The sequence below is a fragment of the Streptomyces canus genome (assembly GCF_041435015.1).
In the GTDB taxonomy this organism is placed as follows: domain Bacteria; phylum Actinomycetota; class Actinomycetes; order Streptomycetales; family Streptomycetaceae; genus Streptomyces; species Streptomyces canus_G.
This window is the reverse complement of the sequence record NZ_CP107989.1, coordinates 8,700,981-8,727,183: the sequence shown is the minus strand read 5'-3', so window position 1 is coordinate 8,727,183 and position 26,203 is coordinate 8,700,981. Positions and strand designations below refer to the sequence as shown.

Annotated in this window: 20 protein-coding genes and 1 pseudogene; 4 read left to right on the top strand and 17 right to left on the bottom strand. The window is 70.8% G+C overall.

The features are described 5' to 3' along the window. Positions 1–90: 90 nt before the first annotated feature. Positions 91–1,023, bottom strand: a complete 933-nt coding sequence (locus OG841_RS39850; protein ID WP_365123236.1) for a cyclase family protein — start codon at positions 1,021–1,023, stop codon at positions 91–93. 130 nt (positions 1,024–1,153) lie between these two features. Between OG841_RS39850 and OG841_RS39845 the strand changes: the two are divergent. Continuing rightward, positions 1,154–2,126 (top strand): annotated as a pseudogene (locus tag OG841_RS39845) (DUF389 domain-containing protein). A gap of 118 nt (positions 2,127–2,244) precedes the next feature. On the opposite strand, the gene OG841_RS39840 reads toward OG841_RS39845, so the two are convergent. From OG841_RS39840 to OG841_RS39795, 10 genes are all read right to left on the bottom strand, one after another. Further along, positions 2,245–2,805, bottom strand: coding sequence for a gluconokinase (locus tag OG841_RS39840; protein WP_371569184.1), 561 nt, complete (start codon positions 2,803–2,805; stop codon positions 2,245–2,247). A 12-nt stretch (positions 2,806–2,817) separates the two neighbouring features. Next, positions 2,818–3,237 carry a DUF7144 family membrane protein gene (locus tag OG841_RS39835; protein ID WP_328636954.1) on the bottom strand — a complete coding sequence of 140 codons (420 nt, stop codon included), beginning with the start codon at positions 3,235–3,237 and terminating at the stop codon, positions 2,818–2,820. A gap of 285 nt (positions 3,238–3,522) precedes the next feature. Beyond that, positions 3,523–5,301 (bottom strand): cation:proton antiporter, encoded by a 1,779-nt coding sequence (locus tag OG841_RS39830; protein WP_328636955.1) that lies wholly within the window; start codon positions 5,299–5,301, stop codon positions 3,523–3,525. Positions 5,302–5,377: 76 nt separating this feature from the next. Continuing rightward, a complete protein-coding gene (locus OG841_RS39825) occupies positions 5,378–6,298 on the bottom strand; it encodes an aldose 1-epimerase family protein (protein WP_365123232.1) in 921 nt (306 codons plus the stop codon). A 53-nt stretch (positions 6,299–6,351) separates the two neighbouring features. Beyond that, positions 6,352–7,392 (bottom strand): cytochrome d ubiquinol oxidase subunit II, encoded by a 1,041-nt coding sequence (locus OG841_RS39820; RefSeq protein ID WP_365123230.1) that lies wholly within the window; start codon positions 7,390–7,392, stop codon positions 6,352–6,354. Then, positions 7,392–8,876 carry a cytochrome ubiquinol oxidase subunit I gene (locus OG841_RS39815; RefSeq protein WP_328636958.1) on the bottom strand — a complete coding sequence of 495 codons (1,485 nt, stop codon included), beginning with the start codon at positions 8,874–8,876 and terminating at the stop codon, positions 7,392–7,394. The genes OG841_RS39820 and OG841_RS39815 overlap by 1 nt, the downstream gene beginning before the upstream one ends. A gap of 54 nt (positions 8,877–8,930) precedes the next feature. Continuing rightward, positions 8,931–10,250, bottom strand: coding sequence for an NAD(P)/FAD-dependent oxidoreductase (locus OG841_RS39810; RefSeq protein WP_328636959.1), 1,320 nt, complete (start codon positions 10,248–10,250; stop codon positions 8,931–8,933). 6 nt (positions 10,251–10,256) lie between these two features. Beyond that, a complete protein-coding gene (locus OG841_RS39805; RefSeq protein WP_328636960.1) occupies positions 10,257–11,093 on the bottom strand; it encodes an SDR family oxidoreductase in 837 nt (278 codons plus the stop codon). A gap of 363 nt (positions 11,094–11,456) precedes the next feature. Further along, positions 11,457–11,741: a hypothetical protein gene (locus OG841_RS39800; protein WP_328636961.1), complete on the bottom strand. Its 285-nt coding sequence runs from the start codon at positions 11,739–11,741 to the stop codon at positions 11,457–11,459. A 118-nt stretch (positions 11,742–11,859) separates the two neighbouring features. Beyond that, the gene (locus OG841_RS39795; protein ID WP_328636962.1) at positions 11,860–13,290 is read right to left on the bottom strand and encodes an endo-1,4-beta-xylanase; all 1,431 of its coding nucleotides are present in this window, start codon (positions 13,288–13,290) and stop codon (positions 11,860–11,862) included. Positions 13,291–13,653: 363 nt separating this feature from the next. Here OG841_RS39795 and OG841_RS39790 point away from each other — a divergent pair, with 363 nt between their 5' ends. Together OG841_RS39790 and OG841_RS39785 are read left to right on the top strand one after the other, a co-directional pair. Beyond that, entirely contained in the window at positions 13,654–15,120 is a 1,467-nt protein-coding gene (locus OG841_RS39790) for a non-reducing end alpha-L-arabinofuranosidase family hydrolase (protein WP_328636963.1), read from the top strand. 137 nt (positions 15,121–15,257) lie between these two features. Then, positions 15,258–16,478 (top strand): metallophosphoesterase, encoded by a 1,221-nt coding sequence (locus tag OG841_RS39785; RefSeq protein WP_365123224.1) that lies wholly within the window; start codon positions 15,258–15,260, stop codon positions 16,476–16,478. Positions 16,479–16,509: 31 nt separating this feature from the next. On the opposite strand, the gene OG841_RS39780 is transcribed toward OG841_RS39785, so the two are convergent. From OG841_RS39780 to OG841_RS39760, 5 genes are all read right to left on the bottom strand, one after another. After that, entirely contained in the window at positions 16,510–17,358 is an 849-nt protein-coding gene (locus tag OG841_RS39780; RefSeq protein WP_328636965.1) for an endonuclease/exonuclease/phosphatase family protein, read from the bottom strand. A 66-nt stretch (positions 17,359–17,424) separates the two neighbouring features. After that, positions 17,425–20,370 (bottom strand): hypothetical protein, encoded by a 2,946-nt coding sequence (locus OG841_RS39775; RefSeq protein ID WP_365123221.1) that lies wholly within the window; start codon positions 20,368–20,370, stop codon positions 17,425–17,427. A 2-nt stretch (positions 20,371–20,372) separates the two neighbouring features. Then, positions 20,373–22,229 carry an HSP90 family protein gene (locus tag OG841_RS39770; RefSeq protein ID WP_328636967.1) on the bottom strand — a complete coding sequence of 619 codons (1,857 nt, stop codon included), beginning with the start codon at positions 22,227–22,229 and terminating at the stop codon, positions 20,373–20,375. 49 nt (positions 22,230–22,278) lie between these two features. Beyond that, the gene (locus OG841_RS39765) at positions 22,279–23,265 is read right to left on the bottom strand and encodes a hypothetical protein (RefSeq protein ID WP_365123218.1); all 987 of its coding nucleotides are present in this window, start codon (positions 23,263–23,265) and stop codon (positions 22,279–22,281) included. Positions 23,266–23,342: 77 nt separating this feature from the next. Further along, positions 23,343–23,633 (bottom strand): hypothetical protein, encoded by a 291-nt coding sequence (locus tag OG841_RS39760; RefSeq protein WP_371570952.1) that lies wholly within the window; start codon positions 23,631–23,633, stop codon positions 23,343–23,345. A gap of 295 nt (positions 23,634–23,928) precedes the next feature. Between OG841_RS39760 and OG841_RS39755 the strand changes: the two genes are divergently transcribed. Beyond that, the gene (locus OG841_RS39755; protein ID WP_371570949.1) at positions 23,929–24,336 is read left to right on the top strand and encodes a RidA family protein; all 408 of its coding nucleotides are present in this window, start codon (positions 23,929–23,931) and stop codon (positions 24,334–24,336) included. A 129-nt stretch (positions 24,337–24,465) separates the two neighbouring features. On the opposite strand, the gene OG841_RS39750 is transcribed toward OG841_RS39755, so the two are convergent. Further along, on the bottom strand, positions 24,466–26,199 hold the full coding sequence (locus OG841_RS39750; RefSeq protein WP_371569170.1) for an amylo-alpha-1,6-glucosidase: 1,734 nt from the start codon (positions 26,197–26,199) through the stop codon (positions 24,466–24,468). Positions 26,200–26,203: the final 4 nt, after the last annotated feature.

The following is a 26,203-nucleotide window of genomic DNA, read 5'->3' as shown; positions in this document are numbered from 1 at the left end:
TCTCCGGCGAGGTCCGGATCTCCCCGTGGACGGCGGCCGGGTTGGCCCTCCACAGTGCATGTCGACCTCTCGCTCGTCGGCCATCTGCCGTCACAGGATCGCGAGGGGGTTGACCGGGGAGCCGGTGGCCGAGGGCAGCCGGAGGGGGGCGATCACACAGAGGAACGTCCAGCGGCCCTCCCGCGCGCAGATCGGCGCGAGGTCCTCGAACCGCAGGTAGTCGAGCAGATGCAGTCCCATCGCGTGGACGGCGAGCACATGCACCGGGAACGCGACCCCCTCCACCGGGCTGGGGGCCGTGTCGCTGTTGCCGTCACTCCCGAGTACGGCCGCCTCCCGCTCGGCCAGGAACTCCACGGCGGTCGGGTGGAGTCCGGCACGGGCGTCGGACACGTCCCAGGGGCCGAGCTCCTCACGGCGTCGGCGGTGTCCGACGCGCACGAGGACGATGTCGCCCCGGCCGACCCGGACTTCCTGCCGGGCCTCGGCCGCGGCGAGGTCCTCGGCTGTCACGCTCGTTCCGGGCTCGAGCCAGGGGACGCCGTGCAGCCGGGGAACGTCGAGGAGGACTCCGCGTCCGACGATGCCGTCGCGGACCAGGTCGACGGAGAGCGCGCTCGCTCCGGCCGGGGACAGGGCACCCGCCGCCGGTGCACCGCCGTGCAGGGTGCCGTCGTAGATGACATGGCACAGTGCGTCCAGGTGACTGTTCACGTCACCGTGGATGTTCATGGCGAGGCGGTCCCGCGCGAATTCCAGGCCCTTCTCCGCCGGTTCGGCGTCTGCCGGAGCCGTGAGCCGGTGTTCGGCCGGATCGGCGTCGTCCGGTCCGGGACGGGTGTTCACCGGGGCCGCGAGCGACACCGTACGTCCCGACCGCACCTCGCGGACGGCCGCCAGCACCTGTTCCCCGGTGATCGTGTCCAGGGCACCCCGGGGAGTGCCACCGCCGGGGGCCGTGGCGCGCAGGTGGCGATACAGCGACCGGAATTCGGCCTCGCTCAGCTCGTCGGACGTTCGCATACCCCCACTCTCCGACGGACGCCGGACACCGGCACCCCGAGTTGCCGGGGCCGGGGACCGCCGCGTTAATGGATGGGCGCCCCGTCCGGGGCCGTAGGCCGCCGCAGCGAACCGATCCGCGGAGGTCCGGATGGACATGATCCATGTCCGAGCGGTGTGTCCGCCGGACCTCACCGAACGCACCATGGCCCTGCTGAGCGCCGAGGCATGCGTGCTGAACCTGTATCTGCAGACGGGCCGGGTACGCCACCCCGAGGGCGACGCCATCGAGTGCGACGTGCTGACCGGAGCCGCCAACGAGGTGCTGCGCGGTCTGCGGGACCTCGGCCTTGAACACCGTGGCACCCTCGTCCTCGATCCGGTGGACACGGTGTTCTCGGACCTCGCGGCCAAGACCGGGACAGAGGAACTCGGGGCCCGGCTGCGTGCGCCGGTGTGGGAGCAGGTGGAGGCCCGGATCCGGGCCGAGGGCAGGTACCCCCCGAGCTTCTACCTGTTCCTGGTCATCGCCGGACTCATCGGCGCGGTGGGCATCATCACCAACTCGCAGATCCTCATCGTCGCGGCCATGGTGGTCGGACCCGAGTACGGGGCCATCACCAGCGTCGCGCTCGGATTCGACCACCGGGCGCCACCGGGCGCGGCCGCGAATCGAGCAGGGCCTGATGGCGCTGCTCGTGGGCTTCCTGCTGGCCATTGCCGCGACCTTCCTCTTCGCCCTGTCGGTCCGGGGCCTCGGACTCCAGCCGAGGGCCTTCGAGCTGGGGCTCAGGCCCGTCTCGAGTCTGATCGACACCCCCAACTTCTTCTCCGCCGCGGTGGCGGTGCTGGCCGGGATCGTCGGCATCGTCTCGCTGGCCGAGGCCCGCACGAGCGCGCTGCTCGGTGTCTTCATCTCGGTGACCACGATTCCGGCGGCGGCGGACATCGGCGTCTCGTCGGCGTTCGCCAGCTGGGACGAGGCCCGGGGCTCACTGCTGCAACTGCTGCTCAACATCGTCGTACTGATCGTGGTCGGGACCGGCACACTCAAGTGTCAGCGGGCGATCTGGCGCCGGGTGAGCGCACGCCGACGCGAACGGGCGGTCAGGCCGACGGCGTAGGAGCGGGGCTGCCATCGCCGTCGATGTCCAGGATCATTCCGCCGCTCCACTGCTTGTAGCGATGCGCGAACCGGCCGACCGCGCCCCGCCCCCACACCCGACCGACTCGACCAGGCCTTCAGCTGCCTGCGAGCCCGTCGCGGCGGGTGACAGCGGCCCGCGCCCGGCCGAGAAGCGCCGGAAGATCGGCGGTGGCGTCCAGGGTCATGCCCGGCTCGTCCGGTTGCAGCGGCTCCAACGTTGTGAACTGCGACGCGACCAGCCCGGCGGGCATGAAGTGACCGGTACGCCGGGACACCCTGTCCCAGGCGGTGGCCCGGTCCAGGGCGAGATACAGACACCACAGCCCGGCACCGGCGGCCGACGACCGAAGTGCGTCGCGGTAGGCACGCTTGAGGGCCGAACAGGCGATGACCAGCCCCTCGTGGGCCTCGGCGGACTGACGGATGCGCTCGGCGAGGGCACGCAACCAGGGCTCGCGGTCGGCGTCGTCCAAAGGATGGCCGGCGCTCATCTTGGCGATGTTCGCTGCCGGATGGAAGTCGTCACCCTCGAGAAACGGCACTCCGAGTTGCTCGGCGACCGCCTTGCCGACGGTGGTCTTCCCGGAACCCGAGACCCCCAGGACCACCACGATCGGTGGCCCGTCGGCGGTGTCGGCAGGATCCCAGGTCGTCACGGCTGAGCCGTCCTAGCCGGTGCGGGCCTCCCGGCTCCTTCCGACGCACAGCGCCCAGATGACGAAGGCATCCACGGCGATCAGCACGACGGCCCAGACGGGGTAGTACGGCAGCCACATGAAGTTGGCGATCATCGACAGGCCCGCGAGCGCGATGCCGATCACGCGCGCCCAGACCGCTCCGCCGAAGAGGGCGATGCCGGCGGCCACGACGAGGACGCCGAGGGCGAGGTGGATCCAGCCCCAACTCGTCAGAGAGAAGTTGTAGGTGTAGTTGCGAGTGGTGACGAAAACATCGTCCTCGGCGATGGCGGCGATACCTTCGAATATCGCCATCGCTCCGCCGAAGATCATCATGACCCCGGCGAAAGCGGTCCAACCGGACGCCCACACTCCCCCGGTTCGGCGTTGGTGCATTCCCGCTGTAGTCATTTCCCGGATCCTCCAGCGTAGACCTCGCCACTGACCTGCAGCCGATCAGTGGCCCATATTTCAGCTTGCCACGAGAATCGCCGACCGGCAGAACATGAGTAGACGCATACGGTGTTCCCATAAAAGAGACCGGTGCACCGAGAATTGCACCCCGGCCGGAAGTCGGCTGTTTATTGCAACTGGGTTCACACGGTTCGTACCGGGGGGCCGGCGCCCGCCACTCGGCACAGGGCGCGGCAGTACGGCCCGCCGGGAGTGACTCGCCTCGAGCGGCAGACGGCCTGCCTACCCTGGCCGGCTCTCGTCGGCCCGTCCGCCCGGTGTCAGCAGGACGACCGTGTCCCCCGGCCGGGGCAGCGGTGTGCTGCCTGCCGTGACCGGATCGAGGCGGCCGTCCCGCCGTACGAGGAACAGCGGATCGCTGCCGGGCCGCACGGCGTCGGCGGCGGGCTGCCCGAGCACGGCTGCCCCTTCCTCGTATCTACGGGAGAACGTCGGCCAGGTCAGTTCCGGGCCGAACAGAACCTCGCCGCCGATGAACGGCGCCACCACGCCGTGGCTGTCGGCCGGTGCGTTCAGGCGGTGGACCGTGCCCTCCACGCCGCCTCGCAGAAGCACCGCCGCCAATGCGTTGAAGTCGTCCTCGGCGGTGAGGAAGTAGACCGCCGTGATGCCCTGCAGCTCGGCGGCCCCACCCGTGGCGGCGGCCAGCAGCTCACCGGGCGCGAGCTCGAGCCCGGCCTGCCGGATGCGCTCGCGCTGTTCCTCTTCCCCTGCCCACATCAGGACCTCCAGCCCTGCCGATCTCAGGGCCACGCCCAGGTCGACCACCCAGGGGTCGCCCCCGACGAGCAAGGGCCGGGAGCGGGACGGGCGCACGACGCCCAGGCGCCGGGCGACGGGCGAGGCGGTCAGGCCGTAGAGCGTCACGGTCGCGACGATGACCACGAAGGTGGCCGGAAGGATCTTCGACGCGCCGCCGATCCCCTTGGCGACCAGGCCGGCCGAGAACGTCGAGGCCGTGGCGGCCGCGACGATGCCGCGCGGGGCCATCCAGCCGATGAAGCCGCGCTCGCCGCGCGTCAGGTCGGTGCCGAGGGTGGACACGGCCGCGACCAGCGGCCTGACGACCAGCACCAGAAAGGCGGCGAGCCCGAGCGCGGGCAGCCACACATGGCGCAGCGAGTGCGGGGTGACGGTGGCAGAGATGGAGATGAACAGCAGGCCGAGGATCAGGCTGACCAGGGTCTCGAAGAACGGCCGACGTGCGGGTGCACCCATGCCGGGGAGGTTGGCGACGGCCAGGCCCATCACCACGCCGGCGATGAGTCCCGTGTCGTCACGCAGCACATCGCACAGGGCCGCCACACCGATCACCGCGGCGAGCTGTGCCGTGGTGCCGAGGACCTCGCCGAGCCGCAGCACCCGGAACATCAGCCAGAGCAAAGCCGCCCCGAGGGCCCCTCCGGCCGCCCCGATGCCCACGCTGGCCAGGAATTGCGCCGTCCCGCTGCCGAGGTGGTGCCCCGAGCTCGCCACGACCGCGTGGAAGACCAGGGCCCCCAGGACGCCACCGACCGGGTCGATGAGGGAGCCCTCCCAGATGAGGATGTGCTGGAGACGGTCCTTCGGTCGCACGAAGCCGAGCAGCGGTCCCACGACCGTCGGCCCCGAGACCACGAGGATCGCGCCGATCATGATGGCCGCCCGTCGGGACATCCCCAGCAGCGGCGCGGCGAGGAGCGTGCCGAGCAACCAGGTGATCAGGACACCGATCCAGATCAGCCGGACGACGACGCGGCGGGTGTGGCCCTTCAGCCGCGCCAGGTCCAGCCCGAGGCCCGCGTCGTAGAGGATCACGGCGACGGCCAGCGACACCAGCGGTGAGAACGCCGCCCCCAGCAGCTGCTCCGGATCGACGTCGTCGATCAACGCGCCCGCGGCGAAGCCGACCGGCAGCAGCAGAATGAGGGCAGGGATGCGCAGGCGGTCGGCCAGGACCTGTGATCCGACGGCCAGGACGAGGATCAGGCCCACGCCGATGAGCACCTGGTCGGTTGTCACAAGGTGGCCTTTCGATGCGTGGTGGGACGAGTCGGTGCTCCTGCCGTGGATCAGGGTCGGAGGCCGTGACGGGCCCTCACTCTCCCCACGGCGCGATCCCCCAGCGCACGGTGTGCTGCTCGCCGGGGCCGAGGCGGACGAGCCCGGTACCGCTGCGGAAGGCGTCAGGGGGACAGGTCATCGGTTCGATGGCGACCGCGCGGCGACGCTCTCCCGGCGGGAGGGTGTCGCCGGTGTAGAGCTGGACGTAGTCGGCGCCTTCACCGAGCCACACGTCCGTACCGAACGCCTGCGACGGGTGGGCCAGGCGTACGACGGCCCGGCCGTCCGCGCCCCGGTCGAGGTCACCGAAAGGTGTGTCCAGCCGGCGCGCACCGACAGCTTGGGGCGTTCGCAGGTCGTACTCGGTCCCGGCGACCGGCTCGGCGGTCAGCGGCAGTCCGCGCTCGTCGGTGCGCAACCATGTCCGTGCGGGAACGGTCAGCACCGCCTGGTCGACGGCTGCGGTGCCCGCGGTGACGTACGGATGCTGGCCGAAGCCGTACGGTGCCGGGTTCGCGTCAAGATTGCGCGCGGTGACGGAGACTGCGAGCCCGGTCTCGCCCAGCGCGTACTCGGCGCGGACCTGGAGGTGGAACGGATAGCCCGGTTGCGGCCACAGCGGGACCTCCAGGACGGCGCGGCTGTCGCTCACCTCCACGATCCGCCACGCGGTCCACCGCAGCAGCCCGTGAAGGGCGTTGCCGCCGGCCGGCTCGGTGAGCGGCAGTTGCAGATCCTGCCCGCCCCAGGGGTATCGGCCGTCGCGGATCCGGTTGGGCCACGGCACCAGGATCTGGCCGCGCCCGCCGGTGATCCGGTCCTGTGCGGCGAATCCGTCGACCACGGTGCGCTCACCGACCGCATACGACCGAAGGGCCGCGCCCAACTCGACGATGACGGCACGGTGGGTGCCGTGACGGAGGGTCAGTTGCCGTCCGGTGCGGGTCTCCTGCACGCGTGACCTCCTCGGTCTGCACGGTTCGACGCAGTGGTGTCAGGCTGAGGTCGCTACAGGTTGTCCCCCGCTGCTCTGACGGCCCCGGTGTCGCTGTCGGTGAGCTCCTCCAGCTCGCCCATCGTGTCGAGCCGGTAGAGCACCACCAGCGCCGGACCGACCAGGACGATCGCGACGGCGGTGACGATCATCAGCCACCGCAGGGTGTGAGCGGCGCCGGCCGCTTCGGCCACCGTCAGCGAGGTGGGCAGCGCATAGGGCCGCTGCGCGCAGCCCCAGGCGCCGACGGTCAGGGCGACACTCGCCACCGAGGTGTAGCGGGTCCAGCCGTGGGACCGGCGCAGCAGAAGCAGCACCGTGGCCAGTCCGCAGACCGCGGCGAGGATGATCAGCAGCAGGCCCAGGCCCCCGGTGAGGCCGTCCCAGACGTACCGGGCGTCGTCGTGGGTGACGGGCAGGGCGATGAGCGCGAGGACCACCACGGCGCTGAAGGCGATGAGCGCCCGTACGCGGAAGTAGTCGACGAGATCGTGCGCGCCGAACCGCAGGGCGTCGGAGCAGAGGAAGACCGCCCCGAGGAACGCGGTGGCCGCGACGGCCAGCAGGCCCACGAGGACGGAGGTTCCGTTGGCCCAGGCGTCCGCGGAGGCGGTCGTGCCGACCTTGACCCGGCCCGAGGCGATGCCGCCGAGCACCGCCCCCAGGAAGAACGGCGTCACCAGTGACGAGACGGCGAACATCGCCCCGTAGACCCGTCGTTGGGCCAGACGTCGGGTCGGCTTGCGCAGGGCGAACCCGGCGCCGCGGAGCACCAGGCCGACGGCGGCGAGGGCGAGCGGCAGCCACAAAGCGGAGAAGACGGCCTGGAACACCGTCGGGAAGCCGGTCCACATGATGACCAGGACGAAGATCAACCAGACGTTGTTGACCTCCCAGACCGGTGCCATGGCGTGGTCGATGAGCCAGCGGGGCCGCTTGCCGCGCTCCGCGCCCCCGGCCAGGAGGTCCCAGAAGCCCGCGCCGTAGTCGGTGCCTCCGGCGCAGGCGTAGGCGGCGATCGCGAGCACCAGTACCCATGCGATGAACTCGGCCATTACGACGCACCGCCGGACGTGTGGCCGGACCCGCCATCGGGCGCGGCCCCGGTGGCTGCGGGCTCGGGCTCGCTTCGGGGCCCGTACGGGGTGTCGGCCTCAGGGGGAAGATCGGCGCGCGCGGCGGCCGAGCCCTCGTCGGCGATGCGCCATCGGGTGCGCATCTTCAGGACGACGGCGAGGAACGCCCCGAACACCAGCACGTACACGGCCATGACGATGCCGAGCATGGTCCAGATCCCCGCGGCGTGGGTGCTGGTCACCGCCTCCGAGACCCGCATGTGCTGGTAGACGATCCAGGGCTGGCGGCCGACCTCCGTGGTGATCCACCCGCACTCCACGGTGAAGAGGCAGGCAACGCCCGCGCTGGCGGCGCAGCGGTAGAACCAGCGGCCACGGGGGTTGTCCCGGTGTCGCCACCAGGACCAGGCGTACCAGAGCGCAAGCAGGATCAGCACACTGCCGATGGTGGCCATGATGTCGAACGCCCAGTGGGCGATGGTGGCCTGAGTCGCCGTCGGGCGGTCGCTCGCGGGGACCGAGGTCAGGCCTGTCACCTGGGTGCTGGGCTTGAAGCCGGCGAGGATCGAGTCCAGCTGGGGGATCTTGATCCCGCCGGAGATCGTCCCGTCGGGATGCATACGCCCGAACAGGTACTCCGGTACGTGGGTGTCGGTCTTCCAGACGATCTCCAGGGCGGCGAACTTGACCGGCTGCTTGTGGAAGACGGAGCGAGCGGCGGAGTCGCCGAGCATGAACTGGACCGGCGTGAGGATCGCGGCCACGGTGAACGGCACGGTGAATCCGAGCCGGTGGTATCGGTCCCGGCGCCCACGCAGCCAGCCGACCGCGTACACGCCGGCGACCACGTAGCCGGCGGTCAGAAGCATCGCGACCACGAAGTGCCAGTACTCCGGGCCGAACATCGGCGTGAAGATCGCCTGCCGCACGTCGACGTGGATCGGCTTGCCCTGGGCGTCGAGGCCGAAGCCCTGGGGGGTGTTCATCCAGGAGTTGGCCGCGATGATGCCGAACGCCCCCATCAGGGCGGCCAGCGGCAGCGGTACGGCCAGCCAGAAGTGCGTCCAGGGCTTGAGCCGGCGCCAGCCGTAGAGGTAGATCGCGATCAGCACGGCTTCCAGGAAGAACGCCCATGCCTCGACGCCGAACCCGAGGCCGAAGACGTCGCCCCAGCGGCCCATCATGCCGGGCCACAGCAGGCCGAACTCGAAGGACAGCACGGTGCCGGTGATGATGCCGATGGCGAACTGGACGGCCATCACCGCCGACCAGCGCCGGGCGAGCAGCAGGGCGACGGGATCGTTGCGACGCAGCCCCCGGTGGTGCATCAGCAGGGTGATGAACGGCAGTGCCACACCGAACGGGACCAGCAGGATGTGGGAGGCCAGGGTGAAGGCCATCAGCTCACGAGCGGGCAGGAGTTGGTCCGGCGTGTTCGCGAGAAGGACCGCTGTGCTGAACATGTGCGCCTCGGAGGTCTGCCCCGTATGAGCAGGTGGGGCTGAGGAAGGACGGGTTTACTGAGGGGGCGGCCCGGCGGCCGGAGCGTCGGTGTCGGTCAGGGTGAACGCGCGTTCGCGACGCGAGCTGGTGGCGAAGGCGACGGACCAGCTGAGCACCGCTCCCAGCCTGCTGCGGAAGCCGGTGAGGAAGGCCAGGTGGATGAAGAGCCAGGCCAGCCAGCCGGTGAACCCCGAGAGGTGCAGCGGACCGGCCTTGACGACGGCCCGACCGCGGGCGATGTAGGCGGCGCTGCCGAGATCCACGTACGTGAAGGGCTTCGGCTTCTTCGTCCTGCCTTCGACTTGATGTCGCACCGTCCGGCCCGCGTAGGCGCCCGACTGCATGGCGACCTCGGCCAGGCCCGGCAGACGGTTCAGGCTCATCACGTCGCCGGTGACGAAAATTTCCGGATGGCCGGGGACCGTGAGGTCGGGGTCGACCAGGATGCGTCCGGCCCGGTCCTGTTCGGCACCGGTCGCACGGGCCAGGGCGGCCGCGATCGGCGGCGCCTCGACGCCCGCCGTCCACAGCACGGTGCGCGCGTCGAACCGGGTCGTCGCGCCCTCGTGGTCTCGTACCGTCAGGCCGTGCGCGTCGATGTCGGTGACCCTCGCGCCCAGGTGGAGTTCCACACCGAGCCCCTCCAGGGTTCGGGCCGCACGATGGGCCAGTGCCGGGCCGAACGCGCCCAGCACGGCGTCGGAGCCCTCGAAGAGCAGCACCCGTGCCTTGGCGGAGTCGATCTTCTGGAACTCCCGGTCGAGGGTGTGGCCTGCGATCTCCCGGATCTGTCCCGCGAGTTCCACACCGGTCGGCCCACCACCGACGAGCGCGAAGGTGAGCCACTGCTGCCGTTCCCGGTCGTCCGCGGCCGTTTCGGCCATCTCGAACGCCCGGTAGATCCGGCGGCGGATGTCGAGCGCGTCGTCCAGGGTCTTCATACCGGGGGCGTGCGCGGCGAACTCGTTGTGCCCGAAGTAGGACTGGCGCATCCCCACCGCGAGGATCAGTTCGTCGTACGGCAGCACGACGGCACCGCCGTCGGGTCGCCGGGCGTGGACCAGCCGGGCGCCGGCGTCCACGTCGGTGGCCTCGGCGAGCACGCACCTCACGTTGTGGTGGCGCCGCAGGACCCCGCGCAGCGGCTGGGCGATCTGCCCCTCGGACAGGATCCCGGAGGCGCACTGGTACAGCAGCGGCTGGAAGAGGTGGTGGGCGCGGCGGTCGACCACGGTCACCGCGACCGGTGACTTCCGCAGGGCACGGGCGGCGAACAGTCCGGCGAACCCCCCGCCGAGGATCACCACCCGGCGGGGCGTGATGTGATCCTGCATCGGAGATCAGCCCCCGGTGGCGAAGCCGGGGAAGAGCGTCATTCCGCCGTCGACGTAGAGGGTGCTGCCGACGACGTAGTCGAGCAGGTCGGACGCCATGGCGACGACGGCGTTGGCGATGTCGTCCGGATCGCCCACCCGGCGGTACGGGATCAGGCGCAGCAGCTCGGCCTCGGCCTCGGGGGTGTCCCAGGCGTCGCGGTTGATCGGTGTGCGGATGGCGCCGGGTGCGACGGCGTTGACCCTGATCCGCTGGGGCGCCAGCTCCTGGGCGAGGGTCTGCATCAGCATGCCCACACCGCCCTTGGAGGAGGCGTAGTTCACGTGGCCCGCCCACGGGACGATCTGGTGGACCGAGCTCATGCAGATGATCTTTCCCGCCGAACGGGAGACCTCCTCCACCACGCCGCGCCGGATGAACTCCTTGGCCGCCTCCCGCGCGCACAGGAACTGACCGGTCAGGTTGACGTCGATGACCTTCTGCCACTCGGCGAGCGTCATCTCCGTCACGGCCGCGTCCCGCTGCAGGCCCGCGTTGGCCACCATGATGTCGATGGTGCCGAACTCCTCGACCATCCGGGCGACCATGGCGGTCACCTGGTCCTCGTCGGACACGTCGGCCTCGTGGGCGTAGGCACGGACGCCGAAGCTCTCGATCTCCTTCACGACGTTCTCCGCCTCGTGCGCTCCGGCGACGTAGTTCACCACGACGTCCGCTCCGGCCCGGCCCAGGGCAACGGCGGTCGCCAGGCCGATGCCCGAGTTGGCCCCGGTCACCAGTGCCTTCTGGCCCTTGAGGAGCTGCGCGGACGTCGTCCCGCGGTTCTCGACTTTCGTTGTCATCGCGATGTCTCCTTGGGCGTTTCGGACGGCACGCCCTCAGGAATCGGGCGAGGCATGAGGCAAGGCCGGGCCTCGGCCGACCCGGCAGGACAGACACAGGAGCCGGCCGTCGCACACCCGGCCTCAGACGAAAGCACCCCGCGGGGCGGGCGGCACCGACCGGCACACGGTGCCGCCGGTTTCGGCGGGGCATGTCACACCGTCGGGCTACCGGGCCTGATGACGGCCAGAACCACGGCGGCCGGCCGCGGGGGCGCCGCAAAGGCGTTCCGGCTCACAGCCACCACGGCCACCACGGCCACGAACGGAGGAACGCGTGGCCATCGCGTCCACGCGTGGCACGTCCGGGAGACGGCGCCGGACCTAGCGGGCGAGCGACCCGTTCTGGGCGTCGGACGCGGCCTGCCACGCCCGCGCGCCCGCCAGGGACGCCTCCTTGGCCTGTCGCCACTTCATGGCTGCCTGCTGGGAGGGGGGCACGTCCATCTCGCGGATCATGCGTCGACCTGCCGAGAACACGGCGAAGGCCGCGACGCCCATGCCGGCGCAGGCCACCGCGGCACCGGCCGCGGTGAGCACGGCGCCGGTCCTGATGAGCCGGGTGTCGATCTCGATCATCCGCTGAGACTGGCGGTAGTCCTTGTTCATGGCTCCACCATCCGACGGAGAGAGCCGCCTCGCATCCCGACCAACGGCCTCGCGGGTTGCCTGGAGGCCGCGTCGGCCTCCAGGCAACCCGCCACCCGGCGGCGCCGCACGGTCTCCCTCAGGTGCGGGTCCAGTGCTGGTTGCTGCCGTTCGAGCAGGAGTAGAGCTGGATCAGGGTGCCGTTGCCGGTGCCGCCCGCGACGGCGTCGAGGCAGAGACCGGACTGGACTCCGACGATGGATCCGTCGGAGTTGAGGCGCCATTTCTGGTTGTCGCCGCCCCAGCAGCTGTAGATCTGGACTTTGGTGCCGTTGCCGGTGCCGCCGGCGTCCAGGCACTTGTTGCCGTAGACCGTGAGCTCACCGGCGGCGGTGTACGTCCACTGCTGGTTGGTGCCGTTGTTGCAGTCCCACAGCTGGAGCTGGGTGCCGTCGGTGGTACTGCTGCTGGGCACGTCCAGGCAGCGGCCCGACCCGACGCCCTTGATCGTTCCCGAGCCCGAAGGGGGCGTGGAGGTGCCGCCGTTGAGTGCGTTGAGGACGGCGGTGTAAGCGGGCTTCTTGCTGCCGTCGCCGTTGAAGAGCAACGGCGTGTCCTGCGATCGCCAGGAGTCGGTGTCGCGCACACCCCACACGGTGATGCCGAGGCAGCGCGAGACGGCCAGGCAGTCGTTGGTCACGTTGGCGTAGGTCGTGGCCGAGGCGCCCTGGATGTCGAGTTCGGTGATGGCCACGTCGACGCCGAGAGCGGCGAAGTTCTGCAGGGTGGTGCGGAAGTTGCTGTTGTAGGGGCTGCCGCTGTTGAAGTGCGACTGGAAGCCGACGCAGTCGATCGGCACTCCGCGCTGCTTGAAGTCCCGGACCATGGCGTACATGGCCTGGGTTTTGGCCCAGGTCCAGTCCTCGACGTTGTAGTCGTTGTAGCAGAGCTTGGCGGCCGGGTCGGCGGCGCGTGCGGTGCGGAAGGCGACCTCGATCCAGTCGTTCCCGGTGCGCTGCAGGTTGGAGTCGCGCCGGGCTCCCGAACTGCCGTCGGCGAAGGCCTCGTTCACGACGTCCCACTGGGCGATCTTGCCCTTGTAGTGGGCCATCACGCCGTTGATGTGGTCGATCATGGCCTGGCGCAGCGTGCTGCCGCTGAGGCTCTGCATCCAGCCGGGCTGCTGGGAGTGCCAGGCCAGGGTGTGGCCGCGCACCTTCTTGCCGTTCTGTACCGCCCAGTTGTAGACGCGGTCACCGGCGGTGAAGTTGAACTGGCCCCGCTGCGGTTCGGTGGCGTCGATCTTCATCTCGTTCTCGGGCGTCACCATGTTGAACTCGCGGCCCGCGATCGTCGTGTACGCCGAGTCGCCCAGCCTGCCCGAGGCGATGGCGGTGCCGAAGTAGCGGCCGCTCTGTGCCGCCGCGGCACCGAGCGTGCTCTCGGCGGCGTGTGCGTTCGGTGGCGCGACCAGTGCGGCGGCCGCACCGAGCACGCCGACGACCAGCGCCAACAGCAGGCCGCGGATCTTCCGGCGGACACCGGATCCGGGAAGGGCATACGAGCCCATGACTGTGCCTCCAAGGTAGAAATCACGGAAGGACTGGAGCGCAGGGCAATGCAGACGGACGGGGCGGGCCGCAACCCGGGACGATCTCAACGCCGACCTTGTTCGATATACGAACCATGCGGGTTCTCAGACCAGGATGATTGAGGCGTTGACGATGCATCGTCAATACTCGCCACAGAAAAAGTTTCCGCCTCTGGTTCGAAACATTCGAAACTCCTGCGCGCCGATGGAGGCGCTGTTTGTAGACAGATCGGCTACAGACCTTGACCGGAGACCCCCACATTCCTAGCTTGTGGCGTCGAAGCATCCGGGATTTCTTCGAAACTTTCGAGATCGCCCCCGGCCCCCAAAGGAGGCCCTCTGATGTGGTTTCGCCCCCCGCCCCCGGCCCGTCTCAGACGCTTACTCGTCGTCCTCGCACCCTTGCTGCTCGTGGCCACCTTCCTCGGTGCCCAGCCCGCCGGCGCGGCGACCGTAGACCCCAACGCCTCGTATGTGCTGGTCAACCGCAACAGCGGCAAGGCCCTGGACGTCTACAACCTGGCGACCGACGACGGAGCCCGCATCACCCAGTGGTCCAGGAACGACCAAGCCCAGCAGCAGTGGCAGTTCGTCGATGCCGGGGGCGGTTACTACCGCATCAAGTCCCGCCACTCGGGCAAGGTGCTGGACGTCTCCAACTGGTCCACCGCGAACGGCGGCGCGATCGTCCAGTGGACCGACCTGAACGCCACCAACCAGCAGTGGCGGCTGGCCGACAGCGCGGACGGCTACGTGAGGCTCATCTCGCGCCACAGCAACAAGGCTCTCGAAGTGCAAGGCGCCTCCACCGCCGACAGCGCGAACATCGTCCAGTACGACGACTGGGGCGGCACCAACCAGCAGTGGCAGCTCGTCAAGGCCGGCAGCGACACCCCCGGCACATGCGATCTTCCGTCGGCCTATCGCTGGACATCGACGGGCGCGCTGGCGCAGCCCAAGTCGGGATGGGTCTCGCTCAAGGACTTCACCGTCGTCCCTTACAACGGCAGGCAACTCGTCTATGCGACGACGCACGACACGGGGACGAGCTGGGGTTCGATGAACTTCGGCCTGTTCACCAATTGGTCGGAGATGGCCTCGGCAAGCCAGAACAAGATGTCGTCCTCCACCGTCGCGCCCACACTCTTCTACTTCGCGCCGAAGAACATCTGGGTGCTCGCCTACCAGTGGGGCGGGACCGCCTTCTCCTACCGGACGTCGAGCGACCCCACCAACCCGAATGGCTGGTCGTCCCCGCAGGTGCTGTTCTCCGGAAGCATCTCCGGATCCGGAACAGGCCCCATCGACCAGACGCTCATCGGTGACGGGACGAACATGTACCTGTTCTTCGCCGGTGACAACGGCAAGATCTACCGGGCCAGTATGCCGATCGGGAACTTCCCGGGCAGCTTCGGCGCGACCTCGACAGTGGTCATGAGTGATACGACGAACAACCTGTTCGAAGCCCCGCAGGTCTACAAGCTGCAAGGCCAGAACCGCTATCTCATGATCGTCGAGGCGATCGGCTCGCAGGGCCGCTACTTCCGCTCGTTCACGGCCACCAGTCTGAACGGCTCCTGGACACCCCAGGCCGCGACCGAGAGCAATCCCTTCGCCGGCAAGGCCAACAGTGGTGCCACCTGGACCAACGACATCAGCCATGGCGAACTGATCCGCACCGGCGCCGACCAGACCATGACCGTCGATCCCTGCAATCTGCAGTTGCTCTACCAGGGGCGCAGCCCCAACTCCGGGGGTGACTACGGCCTCCTGCCCTACCGTCCGGGTCTGCTGACACTGCAGCGCTGACGGCGTGGCGGGCTCGGCGCAAGGCCGAGCCCGCCCGGGTCACGCGACAAGGCCAGGCTTCGGTGAACGCCGGTCCGGTCGGCCCGAGGGCTACCGGATACAGTGCGCGAGACGGCAGCCTGGTCAGGAGGCGAAGCGTGACCGACACCAGCAACACCCGACCCGCCGACAGCGAAGCGCAAGCTCCGCGGCAGAGCCGGCTGCTCCGCCTGATCCGCTACCTGCCCCTGATCGCCCCCGTCCTGCTGTGGGCCGTGCCCTGCTGGGTGCTCCTGTACACCGGCCAGCACTGGCCGCTGCCCGTCACGCTCGCCGGCACCGCCCTGTTCGCCCTCGGCCTCGTCGGCATGCCGTTCGCGATGATGCGCGGTCACGGTCGTCGCCAGCAGGACCGGGCGGCGATCGTCGGTGACACCCTGCTGGGCGCCGGGTGGGTTCTGTTCACCTGGTCCGTGCTCCTCGGCGTCCTGCTACGGCTCGCCCTGACCGTGTTCGGCGTCGGCGAGGGCCAGGACCGGGCCCGCATCGTCACGTGGGCCGTCCTCGGGACCAGCGCCGTACTGCTCGCCTGGGGGTACGCCGAGGCCCGCCGCGTGCCGCGCGTGCGCCGCCTCGACGTACAACTCCCGCGGCTGGGCGCCGGGTTGGACGGCCTCCGCGTCGTCCTCATCACGGACACCCACTACGGCCCGCTCGACCGCGCCCGCTGGTCGGCTCGGGTGTGCGAGACGGTGAACACTCTGGAAGCCGACCTGGTCTGCCACACCGGCGACATCGCGGACGGCACGGCCGAACGCCGTCGCACCCAGGCCGTCCCCCTCGGCACCGTGCAAGCCACCCGGGCTTGTGTGTACGTCACGGGCAACCACGAGTACTACAGCGAGGCCCAGGGCTGGGTCGACCTGATGGGCGAGCTGGGCTGGGAGCCGCTGCGCAACCGCCATCTGCTGCTCGAACGGGGAGGCGACACCCTCGTGGTCGCCGGCGTGGACGACGTCACCGCCGAGTCCTCCGGACTGGCAGGCCACCGCGCCCACCTCGCCGGAGCGTTGAACGGCTCCGACCCCGACCTGCCCGTCCTGCTCCTGGCGCACCAGCCCAAGTTCGTCGACCGGGCGGCAGCCGCCGGCATCGATCTCCAGCTCTCCGGCCACACCCACGGCGGCCAGATCTGGCCCTTCCACCACCTGGTCCGCATCGACCAGCCCGCCCTCGCCGGCCTCAGCCACCACGGCGCCCGCACCCTCCTCTACACCAGCCGCGGCACCGGCTTCTGGGGCCCGCCGTTCCGCGTCTTCGCCCCCAGCGAGATCACCCTGCTGGTGCTCCGCTCCCCGCATCTGCCCACCTCGCCGTAGCACCGGGCGGGCCAACCACGTTTTACGCAGGTCAGCGGCGCGGAGCCGGGTTCAGGTCGGCGTACACCAGGTGGTGGTCCGAGACCGGGTTCGGATGCACGCGTTGCTCGATCGGGACGTAGCCTCGCAGGAACACGTAGTCGAACTTGCTCTGCCAGTCGGTGGTCGGCTCGCAGGTGCCGGTCGGCGAGGGGTGGCACTGCGGGTCCGCGTCCTTGGCCAGGGCCCACATCCTGGTGAGTTCGGAGGCGTCCGGTACCGCGTTGAAGTCACCGATGACGATCGCGCGGTCGTACCGGGCGACCTCCTTGGCGAGTACGCCGACCTGGCCCGCCCGGACCGTCTCCTGACGTCGTTCGGCGAGGTGGGTGTTGAAGAGCCGGACCTGGCGGCCGCCCACCGTGGTGGTGACCGCCATGTACCCACGGTCCTCGGAGCCACCGTCGGGATACTCCTCGGTGACGACGTCGGTCATCGGTGCCGCCGAGAGGATCGCCTCGCCGTAGCCCCCCGGGTCCCACGGCGCTCCCCCGCAGCGGCCCCAGCTCTGGAGAACCGGCCCGTACTCGACGTGGTAGACGAGCCCGTGCAGGTTCTCCAGATACTCCCGGATCTTCTCGACGTCACCGACGCACGCTTCCTGCAGACCGATGACCTGGGGCGCGAACGTGGCGATCTCCGCCGCCCGGTCGTCGTTTCCCGTCTCACAGGGGTTGCAGAGGTTCCACGTCACGACCCGGTTCGATACGACGTCCCGGACGGCTTTGTCGGGCAGCGACCTGGCGTCGAGGGCACCGCTGGGTGCACTGGGTCCGGAGAGCACCATCCAGGCCAGGACCAGGGCGCCCACGACCAACCACGTGCCCTTTCCGAGCACCATCGCCTCCTCGACGCGGAACCATGGGGGGCAACTGACGTCCGCATGAACGATTTTATGGGACGGGGCTCACTCCTCGTCGCGAAGCCGGCTCGCCAGGGAGGTCAGCGGCTCGGTCTCCTCGGTGTGGCCGAGGGCGGTCAGGTGGGAGACGGCGGCGTCGAGGCGGGTGAGGGCGGGAGCGGGGCGTTTCAGGTAGAGGCCCTCCACGGCGCCCGCGAGGCGCACGCACTCGGCCCACTCGCCGACCCGGTCGTCCTGCTGCGCCGGCTCGCCGAGCAGGGCGAGGGCCTTCTCCAGGGCGGTCAGTGCGTCCTCGTACGCGCCGGCGTAGGCGTTGACCCGCCCGTGTTCGTAGGCGAGGGCGCTGTCCAGGGAGCGGCCGCGGGCCTCGTACCCGGCGGCGCGGGCCTCGTCGGCGATCCGGCCGGCGTCGGCGAGGAAGGCGAGGGCGTCGGCCAGGCCCTCGGCGCCCTGCTGCTGGGCCTGGAGGCGGGCGAGTTCGCGCAGGGAGTTGCTGAGCAGCTCGTAGCGCGGGTCCCGGGCATGGGCGGCGATGGCCTGGTCAGCGGCCTCACGGGCCGGGCCGAACTCGCCGGACTCGCCGAGGAGTACGGCCGTCTCCGCAGCGATCATGGCGTGGCTGCCCGGGTCGTCGTCCCAGCCGGCGGACTCGGCCGCGAGCGCGGCGAACTCCGCCGTGGCGGCCTTGAGGTCCTCCCCCGCGCGCAGGGCCCGGGCCCGGGTCAGGCGCAGTTGCGCGGCGAGGCGGTCGTCCAACTCCCCTGAGGCGACGTCCGGTTCGGCCAGCAGGGAGTCGAGCAGGGCGATGCAGTCCTCGACGCGGCCCAGGTCGAGGCTGAGCTGGGCCGCGTTGCTGTAGGTGCAGAACGCCTCGATCCGGCTGCCGTGGCGAAGGTCCGCCTCCGCCGAACGCGTCAGGTGCCGCAATGCCTCGTCGGGGCGGCTCAGGTGCATGCAGGCCTCGGCCAGATCGCCGTGCAGGCGGCTGGTGTCGACCGTGTCGGCCGGCCAGTCGGCGGCCAGTCGCAGACCTTCGGTGAGGTCCGCGTACGCGGCCTCGGGGACCCGGAGGGCCAGCTGGAGCCGGCCGCGCAGTCCGAGGGTGCGGGGCAGGTGCCAGGCCGGGCCGTGCGCCTTGAGCCGGCCGAGGAGGGCGTCGATCTCGGTGACCGCGGTGGGCAGGTCGCCGGAGATGGCGTGTGTGCTGGCCCGCAGCATCAGGGCGCCGGAGATCTGCCCGGCGATGTCGTGCCGGGTGGCGAACGCGTGCAGCAGGTCGGTCTCGGCGAACACCGGCGTGACGTACTCCTTGCTTCCCGTCAACTGCAGGCGCAGGCCGAGCGCGGTGGCCCGCAGCCGCAGCAGGCGGGCCTCCTGGTAGGGAGCGAGGCTGCCGGTCGTCTCCTCGTGCAGGCGGACCATGGACGTGTGGGCGGCGGTCAGCGCGGCTGCCTTCGCCTCGGCTCCGTCCGCCTCCTCCGCGGGGATCTGGGCGGTGGCGAGCAGGGCGCCGGCGCGGGCGACCGCCGCGTGACCGGGCTCCGAGGCGTCGTCGTAGAGGGCCGCGGCCTCCTCGTTGAGCGCGGCGGCCTCGGCGAAGTCGTCCTTGCCGGCCGCCGAGGTCGCCTCTTCGGCCAGCAGGTCGGCGCGCAGCCGGACCAGCGGGCCCACGGCAGGGTCGTCGGGGTGGGTGTAGTCGCGGGCGGCGACGAGCGTGCGCAGCCGCGCAAAGCAAGCCTCGGCGTCCGGATGCCCTTGCTCCTCCAACTTCCTTGCCTGGCTGATGAGTTCGGGCAGCGCATCGGGAACGGCGGCGGCCGTACGGGAGACCGGCGCGGCGACCGGGGCGGCTGGGGCGGCCGGGGCCACATCGTCGAGGCTGCGGGTGCGCAGGGTCAGTTCCAGCGCGTCCAGGAGGGGTGCCCGGTCGAGGCGGGCCCGGCGGCGGTCGGTGTGGGTCGAGGTTCCGTTGCGGGCGTCGAACCGGGCGGCGAGGTCGTCCGCGCGACCCCGCACCTCGGCACGCAGCCCGGACACCGTCCAGGTACGGCCGGCGTATCCGGCCGCGGGCAGTTCGCCGTGGCCGAGGAGCTCGACGCGCTGAAGGAGGACCTCGACGCCGGTGAGGAAGTCGAGCTGGTCCAGGGGCGAGTCGACCTCGTCGAACAGGTTCCGGTTCTCGGCGAGCAGTTCCAGGCCGCGGGCCTCGTTGCCGGTCAGCGCGCAGAACTCCAGGTGCCGGCCGACCTCGCCGGACATGGCGGGGTTGCGGCGGCAGCCGCGGTAGCCGACGAGGTGCAGTTCGCGCGCCCGGTCGGCGTGGCCGGTGCGCAGCAGGGGCAGCAGCGCGTACGACAGGGAGCGGGCCGGCTCCTCCCGGCAGGACTCCTTCCCCGCCAGGACGGGCTCCCAGGTGCGCAGTGCCCGTTCGTCGTCGCCGGCGGCGAGGTGGAACAGCGCGCGCTCGCAGATCTCGCAGGCCTCGCAGTCGCTGAGCCGGGTGCGGGCGCGGCCCGCCCACAGTTCGTAGGCGAGAGCGGTGTCCTCGCCGACATGGGCGGCGAGCTGGTACGCCTGTCCGTAGTAGGGCTGGAGGCCGAGGCCGGCCTTCTCGTAGCGGTCGCGCATCTCCGTCAGCCACTGACGCAGGCTGGCCAGCGGTATCTCGGGCAGCTGGCGCAGGGCGTGGCCCACCCACTTGAAACGCCAGAACAGCTGGTGGCGCAGGCGGTCGTCGAAGACGTCGGGGTGCTCGTCGAAAAGGGTGAGCAGACGGGCGAAGACGACGGGAGACTTCCGCGGTTCGGAGCCGTAGGTGTACGCCTCCTGGAGTTCGAGGAGGGCGTGGACGAGTGGGACGGGCTCCTCGAACTGCTCGGCGGCGTCGACGAGTTCCTCGGCGGTGACGGTGCGGGTACGGCCGTAGGGACGCGCGTCGTTGTCCTGGAGCGCCTGGTACAGCTCGTCGGTGGTCTGGATCGCGGTAGGCATCGTCAGCTGTCCTTGCGGAGGGCGTGGGCGAGGAGGTCGAGGAAGGAGCGGTTGATGAGACTCGACTCGGCGGGCCTGAGCGGGCGGCGGGACAGCATCGCGGCCTGCCCGTACAGGGCTTCGGCGCTGGTGCGGGCCAGCTCGGGCTCGCCGATGGTGACGGCGGTGCGCACCAGCGGGTTGAGCTGGTTGAGGATCAGCTGGGCCCGCGGGGCCTCCTGGCGCAGGGCGCCGAGGATGTCGCCCCACACGCCGCCCTGCTGCTCGCGGGCCAACTGCGAGCGGGTGCGTTCGTGCCGGGCCTCACGGCTGTCGAGGAGGAGGGCGGGGGCGGAGGCGGGCTGGAAGGTGCGCAGCGCGACGTCGCAGTCGAAGACGGCGAGCGCGTCGCGGGCCTGGGCGAGATAGGCCGCGGCGGCCAGTTCCGTCTCCCGGTCGACGGGGTCGAGGTGGGCGGTGAGGGTCCCCGGGTCGAGGTCGGCGACGCTGACCTCGGGCCTGATCTCGGGCAGCCGGTGGACCAGTTCACGGTCGTAGGTGTAGCCGCCGTTGACGACGCCGAGCCCGGCGGCCGAGGCGATCGCGGCGACCTGGCGGAACTCCTCCACGCTCGAGGTCACGAGGACGGTGCGGTGGGTGCGCGCGAACTCGTCGAGCGTGGCGTGCCCGTCGGTGGTCTCGAACGGCAGCCACGGCAGCAGCATCCGCATGATCTCGTCGTCGTGCACCGCGAGCGACTTCACGGCCAGGTGGTGAACCTGGAGGAAGCGGCCGAGCAACTCGGGGTCGCTGGCGGCGGCCCGGGCGATCCACGCGCGCAGGCGTTCGGCGAGCGCATCGCGTACGGCGGCCAGGGTGTCGTCCTCGTACAGGGACTCGCGGGACGCCGTCGGGCGCAGGCTTTCGGCGTCGACGACACAGCGGACGAAGAACGCCCAGTCGGGCAGGATCTCCTCGGCCTGCTCGGACAGCAGCATGCCTTTGACGTGCACACGGTGGCCGTGGCGGCGCCCGGCCGGTACCGCCTCGGGCAGCACGCACGCGATGCCCTTCAGACCGACGGCCGGCAGGTCCAGCTCGATGGTGTCCAGCGGCGTGAACCCGAAGACCTCCTCGCCGTAGGCGGCCAGGGCGCGGGAGCGGGCTCCGGGGGTGGGATGGGTGCGCGCCCAGGGCGCGGGATCGGGGTTGACGGGCGCGCCCTGACCGCCGGGCCCGCCGGTGCCGTCGTCGAAGGTCACCGGGTGGCGCAGCAGGGAGCCGAAGTGCCGGGCCAGCGCGTGCACCTGGGCCGGGCGGGTCCATTCGCCCGCGTCGGCGCGGGGCGTCAGGGTGACGGTGGTGCCGGGCCTGGGGCGGGCGGAGGCGGGCAGGGTGCGGACGGTGTAGCTGCCGTCACCGCGTCCGCGCCATTCCACGGCGGGGGCGTCGGGGGTGCGGGCGGAGCGGCTCACGACGTGGATCTCGTCCGCGACCAGGAAGCAGGAGAGCAGGCCGATGCCGAACTGGCCGATGAAGTCGGCGCGTTGCTCGGCGATCCGCTCGGCCCGCTTGCTGCTGCGGCCGATCGTCGCGAGGAAGCTGTGCACGTCGGCCTCGGTGAGACCGACGCCGTCGTCCTCGACGCGCACCACGGAGCCGTCGGCGAACAGGCGGATGCCGAAGGCCTCGGCGGGGCCGGCCGGCGCGAGGCTCTGCCGGGCGGTCAGCGCGTCCACCGCGTTCTGGAGGAGTTCGCGCAGGTAGACGCGGGGACTGGAGTAGAGGTGGTGGGAGAGGAGATCGACGAGGCCGCGCAGATCCACCTGGAAGGTGCGGTCGGCGCCGGCCGGGCTCGAAGGGGTGTCGGGCAGAGTCATCGGGCAGTCCGGGGTGGGTGATCGAGGGGTGGCAGGCGGGGTGGCGGAGTCAGGCGTTGCGCCGGGCGCGGGCGTACATCTTTTCCGGCTGTGCCATGTACTCCCAGGGCCAGGGCGTGTAGGCGCCTTGCAGCTCCTGGAAGACGCGCGCCAGCGCAATGCTCTCGGAGGCCAGGGACAGGGCCATCGCGAAGGTGTTGAAGTCCCCCTGCCAGCCCGGGCGGCGGACGTAGGCGGGGTGGAGGATGCTGCGCTCGGCCGCGTCCAGCAACTCGTCCTGGATCTCGGGGGTCACGAGGCAGTCCTTGCGGTCCGACTCCACCCATTCCTCGATGTGCGCCATGGCGATCACACAGCCGAGGCGGTGCCCGTCGGGCGCGCCGGCGAAGGCCTCGCGGGCGAACGCCAGGGCCTGGCCCGGCTCACCGCTCCATCGGGGCTGCAGCTGGGAGACCCATTCGATGTGGGTCTCCAGGTCCAGCGGGTCGCGGCGCAGGGCGGCGTCGCGCCGGGTCTCGTTCACGGCCGGACCCAGGGACATGCCACGGCCGGAGGTGAGAAGGCGGCGCCACGGGGTGACCCAGTCCGGCCGCAGCTCGGCGGCCTCGAGCAGCTGTTCCTCGGCGATCTCGAGCCGCTCGTGGAAGACGCGCCACTGCTCCTGCGTGACGTTCACGGCGCGCGCGGAGGTGCGCGCCTCCCATCCCCAGCTGATGTGCCGCGCCCCGGATATCAGCAGGGCGGTCGCCCGGTGCTCCTTGTCCTCCTGTACGGCCCGGCCGATCCAGTCCTGCACACCGTCCAGGTCGGCGAGCTCGCCCAGGACCGCGTGGTCGCGGCCGAGATCGAAGGGGGCAAGGGCTTCCTTGACCGCCTCCCAGTCACCGGCGTCGGCGGTCTCCACCAGCGCGAGCACCCGCGTGTCCCCGAGCGCGCGCAGCGTGTACATCCCGTTCTTCGGTCTGCGCGGGACGGGCAGGGCGTGCGGATCCGCCGCGGGTCTCTCCGCATCCCTGCCGAACAGCTTGCCGAACATGCCGCGCCCTCCCCTGGTCCCGCGTGATCGTCCGGTGCAGCATAAGCGGCCCCACTGACAGCGCTTCCACCGGGTTTTCACCAGCACTTCACCGGTCCGGTCCCCGCGGACAGCTCTACGACTCCGGCTCGTGAGGGAGGTGCGGTCCCCGGGGGGCGATGCCCCTCAGGCCGCGTCAGCCGCCGTGTCGCGCGGTGCGCACGGGAGTGTCGAGTGCCATTGGACGGCGGTGAACCATGCTGGCAGGACCGGGAGTTCGAGGCGGTGGGGCCGGTGAAGGAGAGCATGTCGACGTCGAGGTGAAGGCCGAGGGCCCGTCCGGGCACGGGTCCGTTGCCGGAGACGACGTTGTGCTCTCCTGGCGGCAGGTTGGCCTCCCCTGCAACCTCCCGCTGACGCCGGCCGGCTGCGGTGGTATTGAAGCCGTCGGAGAACTCACCGCTGTCGGCGCTGCTGCTCGGCCGACGGGCCACCACGGTGCGGTGGACGGTCGCTCACCCGTGCACGCCGCCCCCAGGGAAGGGCGCTGAGCTGCTGGGTCACCATCGGGTTCCCCAGTCACTGAAAAGTGCGTTCTTCCATGTCAGCGGCCGCTCTCCTACGGTTTCCCAGTAACCACTGGAGACCACGGGCTCATGGTGCCCGACCATGGAGGAGCAGAGAATGGCCATCACCTTGCTGAATCCCGGCGGACTGCCGGAGATCGATGTCTACCGGCAGGTCTCGATCGCGTCCGGTACGAAGCTGGTCTTCGTCGCAGGACAGGTCGCCTGGGACGCCGAGGGCCGCACGATCGGTGAGGGCGACCTCGCCGCGCAGGTCGAGCAGTGCTACCTCAACGTCGGCACGGCCCTGGCCGCGGCCGGCGGTTCCTTCGACGACGTGGCGAAGCTGAACGTCCACGTCGTCGACTGGACGCCCGACAAGATGCCCCAGCTCCTGGAGGGGATCTCGCGGGCGGCCGCGAAAATGGGGGTCACCCCGGTCGCGCCGGCCACGCTGCTGGGCGTCGCGGCACTGGACGTCCTCGATCACCTGGTCGAGATCGAGGCCACCGCGGTCCTCGACTGAGCACGGGTCCCGCCGGGACGAGCGCCGCACCCGCGCGAGGTCGCCGATGCGGCGGCCCCCCGGGGGCGCTCGAACGTCGTCAACGGCGTCAAGAAGCTGCCGGTCGGGGTCACTCCGGCCTGATCGGTCTCACAGGCCCTCTCGCTGTGCGTGCGCCTCGGCGAGGAGGAGGTAGGCAGCCGCCGTCCACGTGTAGGCGCGGTCGCGCAGGCCCGTGCCGGTCAGGGCGTCGAAGTTCTCCGCGAAGCCGTGCTCCTCGCACAGAACGCGGAAGCGGGCGCTGATCTCGTCCGCCAGCCGGTGGTGGCCGCCGCGCCGCAGGCCGTCCTCGACGAGGACCGTGGCGGGGGCCCAGATCGGGCCGCGCCAGTAGCCGTCGGCGAGGTAGTGCGGCGAGTCCGGCAGCTCGGTGGCCAGGCCGTACGGGGTGAGATGGGCCGCGATACGGCCGGCCAGCACCTCACCGATCTCGGGTGGCAGATGCTCGCCCAGCACGATGGGCATCAGGTCGAGCAGGCTGGAGGTGCCCCAGGTGTCGCCGCTGTCGACGCCCCGGGCGACGAACCGGTCGCCCGTCCAGAGCTGGTCGAGCATCGCCTGCTGCGTCTCCTCGGCGGCCCGCGTCCACCGGCGGGCGTCGTCCGGTCTCTCCAGAAGCGTTGCCAGGTCGGCGAGTTCACGCAGTTGGAGGGTGAGGAAGGCGGCGAGGTCCGCGGTGACGACCATGCGTTCGGGATCGAAGGTGGTGGCGTTGTCCCAGCCGCTGTCGTTGCCGTGCTGATAATGCGGCAGGGCCGCGCCGGGGGCACGGCGGGCGGTGAGCCAGAAGTCCGTCCAGCGTTCCAGCCTGTCGTAGGTACCGGTCAGTTCCGCGCGGTCGGGAGGCGTGGGCAGCCGGCGTCGCAGATGGCCGAACGCCCAGCCGTGGATGGGCGGTTTGACGAAGTTGTGGAGCACCTCGGAGTGGGTGACCGAGTCGGGCAGCGCCCCGGTCTCGTCCTGGTGGTCGAAGGGCAACTGGAACTGGTCCCGGGCAAGTTCGGGGCAACCGGGGGCCAGGGCCAGGGCGTTGAAGCAGTGGTCCCAGCTCCAGACCTTGTCCATCCAGTGCTTGGACATCAGGACGCCGGGCCGGGTGACCAGACCGGCCGGGCGTACGGTCGCCGACCACAGGACGTAGGCGGCGAGTTCGGCGGCCGGGGTGGCGGCCGAGCGCCAGGGGGCCACGGTGTCGACGAAGTCCGCGAAGGAGTTCCGCGCGGCCTCGACGACCTTGCCGAAGGCCGCCGTCGACACGTAGGGAGGGCGGGCGGTGTCGAGTTCCTCGAGGGCGATCTCCCATCCGCCGTCCGCGTCGGCGACGGTGACACCGCGGTCGGCGCTGCCCAGGGCCTGGCTGCCGAACACGTCGGCGACCGTGCCGGAGAGCACCGTGACACGGTACCGCCGTCCGGTCTCGTACGACGTGAACACGTAGGCGTCGGCGGCCGGTTCGCGGTAGAAGTACGTGCCGCTGAACGGGGTCAGCGTCCGGGCCGCCGCCGAGATCCGCAGCGGTGCGCCCGCACCGCGCAGTCGTACGGTGTCCGGCGACTCGTAGGCGAGGTCGATGCGCCCGTCCGCACCGGTCCAGCTGAGCAGGCCCGGAGTCGCCTCGACGCGGGTCTCGGCCCGTTCGCCGGTCACGGGGTCGAGCGGCACGAGGCCCAGGACGGCGTGCATGCCGTTCTGGTGGGAGACGAGGTGGAGGTCCTCGGCGTACGTCTTCTCCGCCACCACGGGCGAGATGCCGAACCAGGATCCGTAGGTGCTGAACGGGATGTCGTGGACGGAGAAGGCCGGGCCGGATCGGGCGGCGGTCATGAAG